We start from the raw sequence: 16,355 nt of genomic DNA on the forward strand, positions 1-16,355 counted from the left end.
CTTTTGGAAGCCATATATCGCTTTTAGTCTTAAATTGTCGATTTTAACTATTAAAGCTAAAACTGAACCTTTATGATGTGCGCCTTATGACTAAATTCATACTTTTAAAATTCATCACCTTTTTTATCGGCTGCTTGTCGTGCTTTATAATGCATACCACATTGGCATTACCTATTGTTGTGTCTGCTGCTTTAACAGGCCTTATCGGCTCATTTATTCCGTTTCCTGCACGTTATCAAAACCACCCTTATGCCTCCATTTATGCAGGTAGTTTTGCCGGTATGTGTTCCACCAGCTTAATTAGCAACTATTGGGAAATCGCTATTATTTCTGCCATTGGCGCTGTTTTATATACACTAACACTTAATGTATTTGCAGGATTTGGCGGACGATTAGGCAGTATTGCATTTGCCAGTGTAGCCCTGTTTGTTTTAGCTAAAGGATTGCTGATATGACTATTACATACCCAGTATTAGCCTTGGCTGGTGCTTTTTTTACCTTTTATTTAGCAAAGCATAACCGCTTTGATGCCATAAGAGCCTCCGCTGCACTCTCAATTATTGCCTATTTGATTTTTGCACAGCTGAGCCTCAACGCAGAACTCTATAGTATCGTTTTTTTTGGCGGCACCTTTATTGGCATGAGCGCCCCTCACCGCTTTGGTGTTTATACGCTTGCCAGTTCAGCAATTATATTTTCATTGTTTTTTGCCTATTTGGTTCCCATTCTTGATGGCTTTGGTGGCGCTTTGGGAATTAGTGCATTTTTATCAGTGTGTATTTGCCACCTTTTTATTTTACTGGGTGCGCCTCGCAGTAAAAAAACTAAAATTTAAGACTTACTTGAATAAAAGTTCAATTAAATCTTACACCTATTAAATCGTACAAAAATAATGCTCCTTTTTTTGATCAATACAGAGTTTGGCTACGTAGAGTTCACAAAGCTGTAACACTGTAACATTCAATTAAAGGAAAAATTATGAATAAAGTATTTAAGCTCGGTGCTATCATACTTCCCTTGTTACTCATTCAAGGTTGTAGTAGCGACGACGATAACAACGCCCCTGTCACTGTAGATCCACAACCAGCAGTTTCTGTTTTTGATGCCGCACAGGACTCTGGAGAATTCACTACCCTTGTTGCAGCTTTAGAAGCAACAGGTCTAGATGAAACACTAGACGACTTAACTAACAGCTATACCGTTTTTGCTCCTACTGATGATGCATTTGCGTTATTAGGTGAAGAAACTATCAATAATTTATTAGCTGATCCTGATACTTTAAGCTCAATTTTAACTTACCATGTGATCTCTGGCAGAGTAGATGCGCAAGCAGCAATTGGTTTAGCTGGGTCAACCGTTGAAACGGTAAACGGACAAAGTATTGCACTGTCTTTAAATGGTGAAAGCTTATTAGTTAATACCAGCACGGTAACAATGACCGACATTAAAACCGACAACGGTATTATTCATGTTATTGACGCAGTACTTACACCAAAAACGGTTTCAGAAACACCACCAACCAACAATATTGTTGAAACAGCTCAACAAGCAGGCAACTTTAGTACTTTGCTTGCCGCACTTGACGCTGCAGGCTTAACATCGGCACTGGCGGATACGTCGAAAGAGTTCACCGTTTTTGCGCCTACCGACGCTGCATTTGAAGCAATTGGTAGTGGTTTTTTAAATACACTGCTGGCAAACCCTACCGTTTTAGCGGATGTTTTAAAGCAGCATGTACTTGTTGGGTCAGTTGATTCAGTCACTGCAATGTCTTTAAACGGCCAGTCAGCTGAAACGCTATTAGGCAATACACTTCCAATTGCGATAAACGCAGATACAAATATGTTGTCGTTTGGCGGTGCAAACATCATTGTTAAAGATATTATGACTTCTAACGGTGTTATCCATGTAATCGATTCGGTTATTATTTCTGATGTAACCTTACCGCAAAGCGCAGGAACAATTGCTGATATAGCCAGTGCAAATGGTAACTTTACTACACTTCTTGCTGCGCTAACGGCAACAGGCTTAGATACGTTAGTTGCTGATCCAGATAACACTTTTAGTGTATTTGCTCCTACGGATGATGCATTTGCAGCGCTCGGTCAGGATACAATTAATGCGCTGTTAGCCGATACAGATACACTTCGTGATATCTTGCTTTACCATGTATTCCCTGACGCCACTGTTTTATCTGATGACGCTGTAGCCATTGCTAATAGCAATAGTAACAAAGTAGAAATGGCCAATGGCGACATGGCTGCTATTTCTTATGTAAATAGCTCGCTATTTATCAATGATTCGACAATCACAGAGGCAAATGTAACCGCTAGCAACGGCGTTATTCATGTATTAAATAAAGTGATTATGCCACCGGCTGAAGTCGGCACACCGACTAAAACTATTGCAACAGTTGCCACAGAAACGCCTGCATTATCTACATTAGTAACTGCACTGCAAGCAGCAGGGTTAGTTGATACGTTTAACGATACCACTCAATCATTTACTGTATTTGCACCAACAAATGCGGCATTTAGTAAAATCCCTTCCGCTGATTTAGATGCCTTATTGGCTGACACCGCTGCACTAACAGGTGTTTTGACTCAACATGTATTAGGCGCTCAAGTTGGAAGTACCGATGCATTTGCAGCCAATGGTAAAATGGTCACTACACTTGCTGATAATATGCTAAGCGTAAACGTGGTAGATTTTACCAGTACCGAAAATACAGCAACAGACAGCGTAGCTTATGATGCAACAAATAATCGTTTAGTAACGGGTATGGCCGATGCAATGCCTGGTAAAACAGTGTATGTATTTGATAACGACTTAGGTGAGGCAATGAGCGTATGTGAAGCAGCTTGTGCAACAACGTGGCCACCCGTGTTAGGCACTGCGGCATCGATTGAAAATATTCCGGGTTTATCATTGATTGCTCGCTCAGATGACAGCATGCAAGTAGCTTACCTTGGCCGCCCTTTATATACCTTCTCAGGTGATACGGCAGTTGGTCAGAATAATGGTCAAGCTGTGAACGATATTTGGTGGCAAGTAAGCTTACCGGCTACATCACTACAAGTAGCTGGCAGCAATGTAACAACCACTGATATTTACACTAGTAATGGCGTTGTACACTTAATTGATACAGTGATCACAACGGCCAAATAACTAAATTTTACTGTGAGATAAGCCAGGAGTGATGCTATTTGCTCCTGGCTTTTTTTATATAAAAATAGGCTTACTTATTACTACTTTGAGAGCTTGTTGGGTAGCCAAACAACACGTTTAACTTGGCTTTTAACCCTTTAGCTTGGTAAGTACTTTTAAATAAATACTGCCACTGATGAAAGGTGATTTTGATTGGGTTATTACTGTTTAATTGACCAATAATGCCGTATTTACAGGGCTTGTTTTCATCCTCTTCTACATAAGTGCCAAATAATTTATCCCAAATAATTAAAACGCCAGCGAAGTTTTTATCTAAGTAGCCATTATTTATAGCGTGGTGCACCCGATGATGCGATGGGGTATTAAATAATGCTTCAAACCAACCGAGCTTTTTTACCACTTGCGTGTGTACAAAAAATTGATAAGCCAAATTAAGTGCCACCACCGCAAAAACAATCACAGGCTCAAAGCCTATTAATATCATCGGCAACCAAAATAGCCACATTCCCGCCAGCGGATACATTAAACTTTGCCTAAATGCCGTGGTAAAGTTCATTTTAGTAGAACTATGATGCACTACATGAGCGGCCCATAACCAATGAATATGATGTGATGCACGATGAAACCAATAGTATAAAAAGTCTTGCAGTAAAAAAGCGCCTAATACAGTAAATAGCGTCAATTCAATATCAAATAGCCGAAACTGATACAACCAATAAAAAAACGGCATTAATAATAATAACGCAATGGCATCAGCGCCTTGATGTAATAAAGCAAGTAACGCGTTGGCTAAGCTGTCTTTTATATCGTAGTAACGTCTAAATTTTATAAACTCAACCCCTACAAACAGCAAAAAAATAGGGCTCAGTGCCAATAAAATAATTTCAATGCTCATGACGTTTCTCCTGAAAATAGCTGGCTATTTTTTTAAGTGCTTGGCTAACATCTTTTTTTATAAAAAAAGCCAGTATAAAGTCGGGTAACCACAAAGGCGCAATACAACGAATATGGTAGCTGATCTCGGTGAGTGATGGCTGAGTATTATTAGTTTTTAAGTAAATATCACCACGGTGCTGTGCAACGGGTTTATCCCCTAAAATGCGGTAACAAATGTGGCTATTATCGGCCGTTATTATTTGCTCCTTAAATGTTGTACCTTGCATTTTTATTTGTCTAATGGTGCCTTTTCCACCACTTATTTCACCAAAGTCTTGCGGTGTTAACACTTCAAACTGCGCATTAAAAAAGCGCCCCAAATCAGCATGCGCTAATAATAAGGTGCGTAATTGTTCAGGCGTTGCTGCCACACTATGTTTAACGTTTATCTCAATCATTGTGTGCCCCATATTATTTTTATAGATCTCTAGCATATAAAAATATTGCATGGCAAACTTGCGATTAGATGACTATTTTTTAGCTTTAGGCGACAAATGAAAACCTTAGCCGATCATTACTTTTCTAGCTGTTTGGATTATCTTCAAAGCACAGGATTAGATAGCAAAGAGATACTAACTGCCATTGAATTTGATGAATATACAAATAAGCAAACACAACAATTAGCGCCTCGTATTAGCTTAAAAAGCTATAATGCGCTGCTTAGTTATGCACAGCAAACGCTAAATGACTCCTTATTCGGGTTTGAATTAGGAAAACAAATACGTACCGCTGATTTTGGTGTACTTGGGTATTTAATTGAATCGAGTACTAATCTAGCCAGTGCCATTACTGCATTACTGAGCTACGACAGTTTAGTGGCTAACATAGGGCGTGCTGAGTTTGAACAGCAACAAACACTTTGCAAGGTAACCTGGTTAGCAGACCCACAGTGCAGTCCACAAGCCGTATTACGAAATATGACCGCGTGGGTAAGTGTTATACGCCAACTGCTTAATCCTCAGCTTTCGCCTAGTTGCGTTTATTTTACAGCACATTTTTCAGACAGTGAGTTACAACAATTAGCGCAATGGTTTAATTGCCCAGTAAAAGCTGGCGCTAACTTTAATCAAGTAGAGTTTCCAAGTAGTTACTTAACCCTTCCTTTTAAAACCGATAACTCCCAGATTAACGCTGTGCTAAAGCAAATGTCAGAGCAACAGCTATCCCAGTTTAAAAGTCAGCAATTATTAACAGAAAAAATTAATCATATTTTAATGGCTAAATACGATTTGCAGGACTGTTCACTGATCAGAACGGCTAGTGCTTTAAATATGACCCCGCGCACAGTGCAACGTCATCTAAAGCAAGAAAACACCAATTTTGCCGCTCTTCTTGAGCAAGAGCAAAAACGCCGTTTGTTAACATATATTCCTCATTATTCGCTAAGCAGTATTGCAACTATGTTGGGGTTTAATGATCAAAGCTCTTTTAATCGCGCCTTTAAGCGCTGGTATCAATGCTCACCTCGTCAATTTATAAAAAACAATAATTAAACAATTTGATTACCTAAAACACACATTTAACGTGTACCTTTTTATTGATTTTATTTACACTAGCCTCATGTATTGCTTTAAAGACAATTATTTATGCGTTTGCGTATGATGTTAACTGTTTTTGTATTGGTTTTTTATAGTGCGGTCTGTCACGCAAACCCGGTTACCTTCATCGCTGAAGATTTGCCCCCCTATCATTTTAAAAACCCTCAAGGTGAAGCGCAGGGTGCCTTAGTAGATATCGCTAAAGCAGTATTAAAAGGCACGGCTTTAACAGCAACGTTTGAAATAATGCCGATGGCGCGTATGTTTCAACAACAACAAGCCAATCCTAATGCCATCATGCTGTCACTGTTAAAAACGCCAAACAGAAACAGCCAGTTTAAGTGGCTGGGAAAAGTGTATTTTGCAGATGCATACCTAGTAAGTTTACGCAGTCATAACGATGAAGTGATTCACTTAAACTTTGCCAAAGAATACAAAGTGGCCACTATTCGCGGTTATTCTGCACAAGCTTATTTAGAAGCTCAAGGCTTTACTGAAAGTGAGAATCTAGTCTTAGTGAGTTACTACCAGCAGCTATGGAGAATGCTGTATAAAAATCGTATCGATTTTGTGGTGACTAACACCCTCACCCTTGAAAACGAGTTAAAGCGAGCAGGGCTCGACCCAAGCTTAATTACTAAGCGTATACATTTAGATGAGCTACCTTCTTCTCTTCACTTTGCAGCAAGTAAGCAGCTTAACCCGCAAACAGCGAAAATTATTACTAATAGATTAAACGCGATAAAAGAAAGCGGTGAATACCAACAAATTTTAAATAAATGGCAACTCCCTATTCCAACGCGCCTTTAGTATTGAGTAGGTAAAACGCCTTGCGTTAAGTAATTTTTCAATGAAGTAAATAAAGGTGAAGGTAAGTTATTAATATCGCACCAACGCCACTGTAAACATTTGTTAGGCTCTTTATTCACAGGCTCGCCACCTTCATACTTTGCCCGTACATATAAAGTAATATAGTGCTTGTTCTCGGCGCTAAATATATCGTTGGTAAAATCGAGTTTACGAATATTAGTAACAGTAAGCCCTGTCTCTTCTGCTACTTCGCGCACTGCACATTGCTCAATCGTTTCACCAAATTCTAAATGCCCCCCTGGGGTTGCCCAGGTATTTGCACCATGTGCGCCTATTCGCTCACCGAGTAAAATTTTATTATCATGCATTACTATCACTGCAACGCCTACTCTGACAACTTGACTCATTATTACCACATTAAATAGTTCATCATTTTTATATGTTACCTCATTTAAATCATCAAACTAGTCGTTAGTTCGTTATAAACCATAGCGTTAGCTAAAAACCACACAATCCGTTCATTATTTAACCGACCATAGTCGAATATCACTCCTGATAAAAAGCGCTTAGTTTTAAATAAAGTTATATTAAATTTTGCTCAGGAGCCTTTATGTCAGGTGAATACAAACAACACTACAACGAGTTTAAACAAAACCCGGCAGCGTTTTGGTTATCGCAAAGTAAACGCCTCCCTTGGTACCAGGCTCCCGAAACAGCTTACACACAAGATGAAAACGATTTATATCACTGGTTTGCCGACGGCCAACTTAATAGCTGCTTTTTAGCGGTAGATCAGCATGTTATTGCCGGCCATGGTGATGAAACAGCGTTAATTTATGACTCACCCGTAACCAATACCGCGCGCAGCTACAGCTACTTTGAACTACAACAAGAGGTCGCTAAATTCGCAGGAGTAATGCAGTCTTTAGGCGTAACAAAAGGAGACCGCGTGGTTATTTATATGCCCATGATCCCCGAGGCCGTAATTGGTATGTTAGCCTGCGCCCGCATCGGCGCTATTCATTCGGTCGTATTTGGCGGGTTTGCAGCGCATGAGCTTGCCGTAAGAATTGATGACGCCAAGCCTAAGTTAGTACTCAGTGCTTCTTGCGGTGTGGAAGTGAATACCGTAATTGAATACAAAGAGTTACTTGATAACGCCCTCGAATCAGCCTCGTATAAAGTAGAACATTGTATTATTTATCAGCGTGAACAAATAACTGCACCACTTATGCCTGAGCGTGATATTGACTGGGCTGTTGCAATGCAAACAGCTACTGGCGTTGATCCTGTTCCGGTAAATGGCGATCACCCGCTTTATATTTTATACACGTCAGGCACAACCGGTACTCCCAAGGGAGTTGTTCGTGAAAATGGCGGCCATGCCGTTGCCATGCATTACAGCATGGAAACCGTATACGGAATGAAACCTGGTGACGTGTTTTGGGCCGCTTCGGATATTGGTTGGGTTGTAGGCCATTCCTACATAGTGTATGCCCCGCTTATGTACCGCTGCGCCACTATTTTATTTGAAGGTAAACCAGTTAGAACCCCAGATGCCAGTGCATTTTGGCGAGTGGTTGAACAGTATAAAGTAACGGCTTTATTTAGCGCACCGACAGCCTTTAGAGCGATAAAAAAAGAAGATCCCAATGCCGATGGGTTTAAACAATACGATACTTCAAGTCTGAAACGCTTGTTTTTAGCAGGCGAGCGCTTAGATCCCCCGACCTACGATTGGCTCAAAGAAAAAACAGGCCTACCTGTGCTTGATCATTGGTGGCAAACCGAAACTGGTTGGGCGATAGCCTGTAATCCTGTCGGCATTGAGCACCTACCTACAAAAGCAGGCAGTTCAACGGTTGCGACTCCTGGGTTTGACGTACGTATTTTAGATATGAATGGTGACGAATGCGCCCCCAATGAACAAGGTGCAGTCGTTATTAAACTGCCTTTACCGCCAGGATGTTTACCCACTATTTGGCAAAATACCGAACGCTTTAAAGCCGGTTATTTAAGTGAATATGAAGGCTATTATCTTTCTGGCGACGGCGGTTATATTGATGATGATGGCTACCTATTTATTATGGGCCGCACCGATGATGTGATTAATGTCGCGGGACATCGTTTATCAACCGGTGAAATGGAAGAAATTGTAGCCGCTCATCCCGCGGTTGCTGAATGTGCCGTATTTGGTGTTAATGATGCGCTCAAGGGTCAAAACCCCATGGCCATGGTGGTATTAAAAAATGATTTTCATGGTTCGCATAAAGAAGTAGAGCAGCAATTGGTGCAAACCGTGCGTAATCAAATCGGCGCTATTGCGTGTCTTAAAAATATTATGTGTGTAGAGCGCTTACCAAAAACACGCTCAGGTAAAATTTTACGCAAAAACTTACGTCAACTTATTGATGGTGAAGAACTACAAATTCCATCAACCATTGACGATCCGAGTATTTTTGAGGAGTTAACTCTGCAACTTGCTGAAAATAAAATATAAATATTATTTTTAAAACGTCTATTTAAGCGCGGCTTAAATAGACTTTTCTCGCCCCATCTGCTTAACTAGATTTCATTAAATAGATGAAACTCACGCAAATAAATCTCTTGGGAATATAAATGACTGAAATACGATCGCAGCTGCGAGAATTTTTACTGCAATGGTTTAGTCTTTATTTTCCTGGGAGTGCGCATTTATGGTACAACATATTAGTACTGTGCTGGGTTGGCTTATTTGCGCTCATATTGCACCTCATCTTAAGGTCAGTTTCAAAACGACTACTTAAAGGCCGCTTTAGTGATAAAGTTGTTCAAACCGATACCCACACGCCTGCCGACTTAGCGCTTAAATTAACACGTAATATTTCCTTTGTTTTACAAGGTGCTGTGGTTGTTATACAAGCTAGGCTCTGGGTTCCAGAAGGAACGGCTTTTTTACATATCATTGAGATGTTTACTGATCAGTGGATCATTTTATTTGCACTGCTCTCGCTGTTCTCTATGCTCAATATTTTTCAAGCAATATCTGACAGGCAACCCATTGCAGCTCACTTTCCATTACGTGGTTTTTTACAAACAATTAAACTGATCGCCAGCGTATTAACCGGTATTTTAGCGATTTCATTATTAATGAATAAATCCCCGTTAATATTACTCAGTGGTTTAGGTGCGCTATCGGCTGTACTGCTACTGGTGTTTAAAGACGCTATTTTAGGGCTGGTGGCCGGTATTCAGCTTTCAGCAAACAATATGCTTGCGGTTGGTGATTGGTTAGAAATGCCCAAATACGGCGCAGATGGCGATGTGATTGATATAGCCTTGACCACAGTTAAAGTAAGAAATTGGGACAAAACCATTACCACTATTCCAACCTATGCGCTAATTTCTGACTCATTTAAAAACTGGCGCGGTATGTCAGAATCCGGTGGGCGGCGCATAAAACGGAGTATCCATATAGAAATGAGCAGTGTGCGCTTTTTAGATGAGCAAGAAATCACCGCGCTGAAAAAAGCAGATTTATTAAGTCACTACCTCGAAATTACCCTACCGGTTATCAACGAGCAAAATACCACGAAAAAAATAGATATGAGCTGTACGTTAAATGGTCGTCGGCTCACTAATGTTGGCACATTTCGTCATTATTTAGTCGCGCTATTAAAACAGCATCCACATATTCATCAGGGAATGACACTGATGGTAAGGCAGCTAGAGCCAACTAAAAATGGCTTACCCATTGAGATTTATGCATTTACCAATACAACTAATTGGGGTGAGTATGAAAATATTCAGTCAGATATATTTGACCATATATTAGCGATATTACCCGCCTTTTCGTTACGTGCCCATGAGGCACCAACAGGGAACGATATTCGTCAACTAATTAAATAGTACTAAATCCGTTTTAATTGCGCTATTAACCACTGGTGAATATCGCTGTTATTTGAACGTGGATGCCACGCTGCAATCACCTTAAATGGCGGTGGTAATAATTCAACTTCAAGCTGTTTCACTTTGGCGTTTGGCAGTAAACGCGATGGGTAAAAAGCAATTAAGTCAGTACTGCAAAGCAAATCGGGGACAAATGAAAAGCCAGGCACTGACATAACAATATTGCGCGCATAACCCTTATCAGCAAACCATTGGTCGTGAGAGCCTCGTAAGTTAGCACGTGACGCTGAAACCACTAATTGAGGGTGTGCGGCCACTTCAGCAAGGCTCAACGTCGATGAAGAAAACACCGTGTTTTTCCCCGCAATACAAATATGTTGTTCTTCAAATAATGTGTCATAGATTAAGTTTGCAGGGATAAATTCAGGAAAACTAATTAATAAATCCAGCTCTCCTGCACTTATTAATTGATTAACATTATCAGAGGCAAAGTCACGAATAATCAGCTTTAATCCTGGCGCTTCGCGTCTTGTTATTTCTAATAATTGTGGCAAAAGAGCTGCTATAGCGTAATCAGTCGCACTTATTGTAAATACGCCCTTGTAGCTACTTGGGATAAATTGTTTAGGTATTAATAACGCTTCTACCTGAGTTAATATTTGATTAATGGGCTTCTCTAGTGCAATTGCTTTAGGTGTTGCAACCATTGTATTGCCTTGGCGAATAAAAAGCCGATCGTCAAATAAGTCACGCAATTTTCGCAGCTGCTCACTAATAGCCTGCTGGGTTAAGCCCATTTTGCGGGCCACATCCGACACATTTTTTAGTTTAAGTAATGCACTCAATATTCGTAATTGTTTTATATCAAGCCGAGATATACCATTCATAATTGTATCTTAAACAAAAAAGCATTGTTTCAAATTGTACCTTTTAATCCCTATGCTCACCAGCATTGTAATTGGCGCTAAACAGCATTATTAATTTAAAAGGTATTAAAATGAGTCAACCAAGTAAAAATATCGACAGTCTATTTTCATCAATCAATTTAGGCCCATACACACTTAAAAACCGTATTGTAATGCCGCCACTTACACGCTCACGCAGCACAGTTCCTGGCAATATCCCCAACGATGTGATGGCCACATATTATGCACAGCGTGCTAGTGCTGGTTTTATGGTTACCGAAGGCACTCAAATTGAACCAAGAGGACAAGGGTATGCCTGGACACCGGGCATTCATTCTAATCAACAAATAGCTGGTTGGAAAAAAGTAACTGATGCAGTACATGCAGAAGGTGGAATTATTTTTGCTCAACTTTGGCATGTTGGCCGCGTTTCACACACCAGCTTACAGCCTAATGAAGCCAAACCTATTGCCCCCTCAGCTCTAATAGCTGATAGCGTTAAAGTCTTTATTGAAACAGGACCGGCTCAAGGCGCTTTAGCCAACCCAAGTGAACCACAAGCTTTGACAACCGATGAAGTAAAAGAGCTTGTTGGCATGTATGCACAAGCTGCCCGTAATGCGCTAGAAGCGGGGTTTGATGGCGTAGAACTGCATTGTGCTAATGGGTATTTAGTAAATCAGTTTATTTCTGAGCACACCAATAAACGAGATGATGAATACGGCGGCTCTCTTACTAATCGCCTGCGCTTTTTAAAAGAAATTGTCGCGGCAGTAAGTGACGTAGTAGGCCCTGAGCGCTTAGGGGTTAGATTTGCGCCCTTATTTAGCAGTACTGATGAAACCCGTGTTTATTTAGGGTTAGTAGAATCAAACCCGCATCATACCTACATTGAAGCGATTAAAGTACTTGAACAAGCCGGTATTGCTTACCTTTCAATTGCAGAAGCTGATTGGGACAATGCTCCTGATTTACCAGAGCAATTTTATCAAGCAGCTAGAGCTGAATTTTCTGGGCGTATTATTTACGCTGGTAAGTACACTGTTGAAAAAGCGGTGGCGATGTTAGCTAAAGGCTACGGTGATTTATTTGCTTTTGGTCGCCCTTTTATTGCAAACCCTGATTTACCAGCGCGCATAAAAAATCAATGGCCATTAAATGAAGCCGATGCATCCACTATGTATGGCGGGACTGAGCAAGGTTACAGTGACTACCCTTACTACAAAAACGATTAATTAATAGGCCATGGATGGCCTTATTCAATGTTTAAACGCTTTTTACATCGTCTCCCACCTTGTTGAATTTAATCTGCTCACTATTTTTACATTTACTAAAATGTCATACATTTGGTTAAAAAATGTCGATAAAAAACATTAAAATTAGTTTTAAAGTATTGTTTTTAAATAATTAACAAGCATTAAAGTAGTAATATTTTTTATATATCAATACAATAAGCTTTTATTTTTTTAGGCATCGGTCTTTGGAGCATGGGTTGTTAAAATTAGCAGGAGTTAAATCAACTTCTTTGAGTCTTTTAGCCGTGTGTGGATTATTTTTGTTATTAACTCAATTTCAAACCCAATGGCAAAGTAAGCTCTCTCTTATTAATAATCTTGTTTATCCATTACTGATTATTACCGCTATATTTGCCACTCAGTTTAATCGAAGTCGAGTTGCTATTTTGTGCGCGTTTTGGTTACTTTATTTATGTTCACTTGAGTATGCTTTGCCCTGGTCAAGTTGGCTTAAAGCGCAATCTGATTGGGTTTTACTATGCGCTGCAAGTTTATTAATGTTGTTAGCCGTGATAAAAGATCGCGCACTTTTATCAATACACACTGCGACCCGAACCTTATTAATTATTCTATGTGGCGGCGCAGCATTTGCGTGGCTGGCACTGAGTCTGCATTTACAAGGGCTATCATTACAACCTTCTGTTTATACTCAACTGCTTCCTTATTTACCCATAGCTTTACCACTGTCGCTCATTGGCAGCTTACTCATTTGGCAAAGCGTAAGAACACATAACCTGACGCAAACGGCGTTACTCATCACTTTTATTGTGTGGTGCCTTAACCAACAACATGTTATTGATTTTCCTTGGTCTGTCATTGCTGTATTTATGGCTTCTCTGTATTTATTAGCGGTGAGTACCGACTCTTATTATTTAGCTTACAGAGACGATTTAACGAGCTTACCAACGCGCCGCGCACTTAATCAGCTTGCTCTATCATTAGGGCGAAAATACACTGTTGCTATGCTCGATATTGACCACTTTAAAAAATTCAACGACACCTATGGCCATGATATTGGCGACCAAGTACTTAAGCTAGTGGCAGCAAAAATGAGTGGCGTTAAAGGGGGTGGCAAGATTTACCGCTATGGCGGAGAGGAATTTACCGTTGTATTTCCAAGAAAAACAGCTGAGCAGTCAATTCCTGAACTAGAAACACTGCGTCAAAATATTGCAACTTACGACATGGTGATCAGAAACCCAAAACGCACCGATAAAAAATCTCGCAAAGGTAAACAGCCAAGCGACAATAAAACGGTGAACGTGACTGTTTCTATTGGCGTAGCACAAAGAACAGCAAAACAAACCTTTGACGAGGCTCTAAAAAATGCTGATTTAGCGCTTTATAGAGCTAAAAAGAAAGGCAGAAACAACGTAAGCGAATAATGCTTTTATAACGTGGCACGCTAACGTTTAGTCATAGCGTGCCCAAAGGCAACTAATTTTATCTGCAAACTATTGCTTTTCAATCACTGCTTTTAAATTATTTAACGCGGAGACCGAAAAGCCACGGTCGTAAAAGTAAATAATTTTGCCACTCTCATCAAGCAGTATTACGCGGCTGTTATTCGGGTTTTCGTTACCAGTAAATGCCTGAACCTTATCGCCATCTTTGTAAATTGTGATCACCCCACCCCACAACTCTTTTGGGATCCCTTTGCGCATACCGCTATCGATTAAGGTACTAAACATGCGAGGAACCATACCCTGAATAGTGGGCAACTCATAAGCGGTCACATTCACTGCGCTCATATCTAAACCAATAAGCCAACGATCAATATCAAACTGGCTATCTTGTTTATAACCAATTAACAGCAACGTATTGGGGTTGTTAAAGTCCTCAGGAATGGTGAATGACTTTTGCTCTAAGCTTTCTCCCGTCACAGTAGGAAATTGCTTACCAAGTAGTGCTTGGTTTGGGTATTGGGTTGAACACCCACTAACCACTAAAACCATCACCAGTGCCATTATTGCCTTTAACATACCTCTACTCCCTCTTTTAAATAAAAACTAAAGTGAACAAATTAACTTATTACCGCGTACTAAGGTTACGATTTTAACTGTAGTTAAGATCTTACTTTCATCTAGTAAACGCCATAAATTAAAGAAAATACAATCATATGGGTTAATTTTTTCAACAATGTGCTCATTCGTTATACTTTAATATTATTACTATATTCATTTTAATTCTATACCATAGCGAAAGCGTATTTTGTTAACGTCTTACAAAGCGTTAAAGTGCCGCGCTAATTCACAGCTATAAAAGAGGGTACTATGTCGCTTGCTGTATTATTAATGTTGGCATTATTTGTCGGTTTGCTGTTCGCGATTTATCTTTTTTCGCAAAAAAGCAGCTCTTTATCTCGTACCGTTTTATTTGGCTTAGTGCTTGGTAGCACCTTTGGCTTAGCCCTACAGTTTTTATTTGCCCACTCTCCAGAGACGATTAAAGAAATACTCAGCTGGGTAAGCGTGGTGGGTAAAGGCTATGTCGGTTTATTAAAAATGATCATCATGCCATTGGTATTAATTTTTATGATTGCCGCAGTGGTAAAGCTCGAAAACCAAGGCTCTTTAGGTAAAATATCATTTATTAGTATTTCTGTTTTACTCTTTACCACAGCAATTGCCGCTTTGGTGGGTATTGCTGTCACCTATGGATTTGACCTCAGTATTGAAGGGCTTGTTTCGGGTACTCGAGAAGCCGCTAGAATGGACACCCTACAAAGCAAAGCTGCGAATGTAGCCGACTTAAGCGTGCCGCAAATGCTACTGAGCTTTATTCCTGAAAACCCCTTTGCTGATTTAAGTAATCAACGTTCAACCTCTATTATTGCCACGGTTATATTTGGTGTCCTTGTTGGTATAGCTGCACGTAAAGTAATGCTGGAAAAAACAGAACTTGCCAGCCCAATTCGTAACGGTGTAAACGCCCTACAAGCTACGGTAATGAGCTTAGTTCGCATGGTGATTGCACTAACGCCTTATGGTGTTGCGGGCCTAATGGCAAGCGTCGTGGCAAACTCTAGCAGTAACGATATTTTAAATTTACTTGCCTTTATTCTTGCCTCGTATGTAGCTATTTTATTGATGTTTGTTGTGCATGGCTTATTGCTTAGCTTTGTGGGTGTAAATCCAAAGCATTATTTTGAAAAAATCTGGCCAGTACTGACCTTTGCATTTAGCTCACGTAGCTCAGCGGCCTCCATTCCTATGAATGTCGATGTGCAAATTAACCAGTTAAAAGTACCTCCGGCAATTGCAAACTTATCGGCTTCTTTTGGTGCCACTATTGGTCAAAACGGCTGTGCTGGTATTTATCCTGCGATGCTCGCAATGATGGTTGCGCCAAGTGTGGGGATAGACCCACTTACATTTGAGTTTATTTTACCGCTAATTGGTATTGTGGTTATTAGCTCGTTTGGTATTGCAGGTGTTGGTGGTGGTGCTACCTTCGCAGCGTTGGTTGTATTGCCTACCATGGGATTACCTATAGAGGTTGTGGCTTTACTTATTTCTATTGAACCCTTAATAGATATGGCACGCACAGCACTCAACGTATCGGGCTCTATGACCTCAGGTGTGATCACCAGTAAATTAATGAAAAATCAATAACACAGATTTTAATCTAATAGCCCAGCCTACGCTGGGCTTTTTTATGTCTGCCACTTTCAAAGCTCTTTAGTGATTTGTTTATTTAATCATTTAACTTTAATAAATCATTTTTATAGATTGTATCAATCGGTTTTTTTCGCACACGGTTTTTAGCCCCTCTACTATACTATTCGCACTGCTTAGTCATTCAAGCTTTGTAAA

15 protein-coding genes are annotated in these 16,355 nt (G+C 40.1%); 10 read left to right on the top strand and 5 right to left on the bottom strand.

The window, feature by feature from the left end:
* The first annotated feature begins 149 nt into the window (after positions 1–149).
* The 3 genes from AAGD16_RS12370 (at position 150) to AAGD16_RS12380 (ending at position 3,168) form a co-directional block, all read left to right on the top strand.
* A complete protein-coding gene (locus AAGD16_RS12370) occupies positions 150–455 on the top strand; it encodes a hypothetical protein (RefSeq protein WP_008111425.1) in 306 nt (101 codons plus the stop codon).
* Positions 452–835, top strand: coding sequence for a hypothetical protein (locus AAGD16_RS12375; RefSeq protein WP_008111424.1), 384 nt, complete (start codon positions 452–454; stop codon positions 833–835). Before AAGD16_RS12370 ends, AAGD16_RS12375 begins: the two co-directional genes overlap by 4 nt.
* Before the next feature lie 143 nt (positions 836–978).
* Positions 979–3,168 (top strand): fasciclin domain-containing protein, encoded by a 2,190-nt coding sequence (locus AAGD16_RS12380; RefSeq protein ID WP_377112104.1) that lies wholly within the window; start codon positions 979–981, stop codon positions 3,166–3,168.
* A gap of 70 nt (positions 3,169–3,238) precedes the next feature.
* On the opposite strand, the gene AAGD16_RS12385 is transcribed toward AAGD16_RS12380, so the two are convergent.
* Positions 3,239–4,063: a sterol desaturase family protein gene (locus AAGD16_RS12385; RefSeq protein WP_008111422.1), complete on the bottom strand. Its 825-nt coding sequence runs from the start codon at positions 4,061–4,063 to the stop codon at positions 3,239–3,241.
* Positions 4,053–4,502 (bottom strand): SRPBCC family protein, encoded by a 450-nt coding sequence (locus AAGD16_RS12390; protein WP_377112108.1) that lies wholly within the window; start codon positions 4,500–4,502, stop codon positions 4,053–4,055. The genes AAGD16_RS12385 and AAGD16_RS12390 overlap by 11 nt, the downstream gene beginning before the upstream one ends.
* 96 nt (positions 4,503–4,598) lie before the next feature.
* Between AAGD16_RS12390 and AAGD16_RS12395 the strand changes: the two genes are divergently transcribed.
* Both AAGD16_RS12395 and AAGD16_RS12400 read left to right on the top strand, forming a co-directional pair.
* On the top strand, positions 4,599–5,597 hold the full coding sequence (locus tag AAGD16_RS12395; protein ID WP_028835697.1) for an AraC family transcriptional regulator: 999 nt from the start codon (positions 4,599–4,601) through the stop codon (positions 5,595–5,597).
* Positions 5,598–5,690: 93 nt separating this feature from the next.
* Positions 5,691–6,452 (top strand): substrate-binding periplasmic protein, encoded by a 762-nt coding sequence (locus tag AAGD16_RS12400; RefSeq protein ID WP_377112112.1) that lies wholly within the window; start codon positions 5,691–5,693, stop codon positions 6,450–6,452.
* Here AAGD16_RS12400 and AAGD16_RS12405 read toward each other — a convergent pair.
* Positions 6,449–6,859, bottom strand: coding sequence for an NUDIX hydrolase (locus tag AAGD16_RS12405; RefSeq protein ID WP_028835696.1), 411 nt, complete (start codon positions 6,857–6,859; stop codon positions 6,449–6,451). The genes AAGD16_RS12400 and AAGD16_RS12405 overlap by 4 nt on opposite strands.
* 203 nt (positions 6,860–7,062) lie before the next feature.
* On the opposite strand from AAGD16_RS12405, the gene AAGD16_RS12410 reads away from it, so the two are divergent.
* Positions 7,063–8,952 (top strand): propionyl-CoA synthetase, encoded by a 1,890-nt coding sequence (locus AAGD16_RS12410; protein ID WP_377112115.1) that lies wholly within the window; start codon positions 7,063–7,065, stop codon positions 8,950–8,952.
* Between the two features lie 119 nt (positions 8,953–9,071).
* Entirely contained in the window at positions 9,072–10,340 is a 1,269-nt protein-coding gene (locus AAGD16_RS12415; protein ID WP_290172833.1) for a mechanosensitive ion channel family protein, read from the top strand.
* Between the two features lie 2 nt (positions 10,341–10,342).
* On the opposite strand, the gene AAGD16_RS12420 is transcribed toward AAGD16_RS12415, so the two are convergent.
* Entirely contained in the window at positions 10,343–11,227 is an 885-nt protein-coding gene (locus tag AAGD16_RS12420) for a LysR family transcriptional regulator (RefSeq protein WP_024601320.1), read from the bottom strand.
* Between the two features lie 110 nt (positions 11,228–11,337).
* Here AAGD16_RS12420 and AAGD16_RS12425 point away from each other — a divergent pair, with 110 nt between their 5' ends.
* Both AAGD16_RS12425 and AAGD16_RS12430 read left to right on the top strand, forming a co-directional pair.
* Entirely contained in the window at positions 11,338–12,480 is a 1,143-nt protein-coding gene (locus AAGD16_RS12425) for an alkene reductase (protein ID WP_290172834.1), read from the top strand.
* A gap of 257 nt (positions 12,481–12,737) precedes the next feature.
* The gene (locus tag AAGD16_RS12430) at positions 12,738–13,925 is read left to right on the top strand and encodes a diguanylate cyclase (protein WP_290172835.1); all 1,188 of its coding nucleotides are present in this window, start codon (positions 12,738–12,740) and stop codon (positions 13,923–13,925) included.
* A 69-nt stretch (positions 13,926–13,994) separates the two neighbouring features.
* Here the strand turns inward: AAGD16_RS12430 and AAGD16_RS12435 are convergent, their stop codons facing one another.
* Positions 13,995–14,522 (bottom strand): hypothetical protein, encoded by a 528-nt coding sequence (locus AAGD16_RS12435; RefSeq protein ID WP_008111407.1) that lies wholly within the window; start codon positions 14,520–14,522, stop codon positions 13,995–13,997.
* A gap of 291 nt (positions 14,523–14,813) precedes the next feature.
* Between AAGD16_RS12435 and AAGD16_RS12440 the strand changes: the two genes are divergently transcribed.
* Complete coding sequence (locus AAGD16_RS12440; RefSeq protein ID WP_290172836.1) at positions 14,814–16,154, top strand: L-cystine transporter; 1,341 nt, start codon at positions 14,814–14,816, stop codon at positions 16,152–16,154.
* The last annotated feature ends 201 nt before the right edge of the window (positions 16,155–16,355 follow it).

Origin of the sequence: Pseudoalteromonas sp. M58 (assembly GCF_042604605.1) — a bacterium.
GTDB classification, from domain to species: Bacteria; Pseudomonadota; Gammaproteobacteria; order Enterobacterales; family Alteromonadaceae; genus Pseudoalteromonas; species Pseudoalteromonas tetraodonis.

What these genes read in the sequence shown, in the direction of transcription:
- AAGD16_RS12370 (WP_008111425.1), top strand. Translation starts at nt 150, where the DNA reads ATGCATACCACATTGGCATTACCTATTGTTGTGTCTGCTGCTTTAACA.
- AAGD16_RS12375 (WP_008111424.1), top strand. Translation starts at nt 452, where the DNA reads ATGACTATTACATACCCAGTATTAGCCTTGGCTGGTGCTTTTTTTACC.
- AAGD16_RS12380 (WP_377112104.1), top strand. Translation starts at nt 979, where the DNA reads ATGAATAAAGTATTTAAGCTCGGTGCTATCATACTTCCCTTGTTACTC.
- AAGD16_RS12385 (WP_008111422.1), bottom strand. Translation starts at nt 4,063, where the DNA reads ATGAGCATTGAAATTATTTTATTGGCACTGAGCCCTATTTTTTTGCTG.
- AAGD16_RS12390 (WP_377112108.1), bottom strand. Translation starts at nt 4,502, where the DNA reads ATGATTGAGATAAACGTTAAACATAGTGTGGCAGCAACGCCTGAACAA.
- AAGD16_RS12395 (WP_028835697.1), top strand. Translation starts at nt 4,599, where the DNA reads ATGAAAACCTTAGCCGATCATTACTTTTCTAGCTGTTTGGATTATCTT.
- AAGD16_RS12400 (WP_377112112.1), top strand. Translation starts at nt 5,691, where the DNA reads ATGCGTTTGCGTATGATGTTAACTGTTTTTGTATTGGTTTTTTATAGT.
- AAGD16_RS12405 (WP_028835696.1), bottom strand. Translation starts at nt 6,859, where the DNA reads ATGAGTCAAGTTGTCAGAGTAGGCGTTGCAGTGATAGTAATGCATGAT.
- AAGD16_RS12410 (WP_377112115.1), top strand. Translation starts at nt 7,063, where the DNA reads ATGTCAGGTGAATACAAACAACACTACAACGAGTTTAAACAAAACCCG.
- AAGD16_RS12415 (WP_290172833.1), top strand. Translation starts at nt 9,072, where the DNA reads ATGACTGAAATACGATCGCAGCTGCGAGAATTTTTACTGCAATGGTTT.
- AAGD16_RS12420 (WP_024601320.1), bottom strand. Translation starts at nt 11,227, where the DNA reads ATGAATGGTATATCTCGGCTTGATATAAAACAATTACGAATATTGAGT.
- AAGD16_RS12425 (WP_290172834.1), top strand. Translation starts at nt 11,338, where the DNA reads ATGAGTCAACCAAGTAAAAATATCGACAGTCTATTTTCATCAATCAAT.
- AAGD16_RS12435 (WP_008111407.1), bottom strand. Translation starts at nt 14,522, where the DNA reads ATGTTAAAGGCAATAATGGCACTGGTGATGGTTTTAGTGGTTAGTGGG.
- AAGD16_RS12440 (WP_290172836.1), top strand. Translation starts at nt 14,814, where the DNA reads ATGTCGCTTGCTGTATTATTAATGTTGGCATTATTTGTCGGTTTGCTG.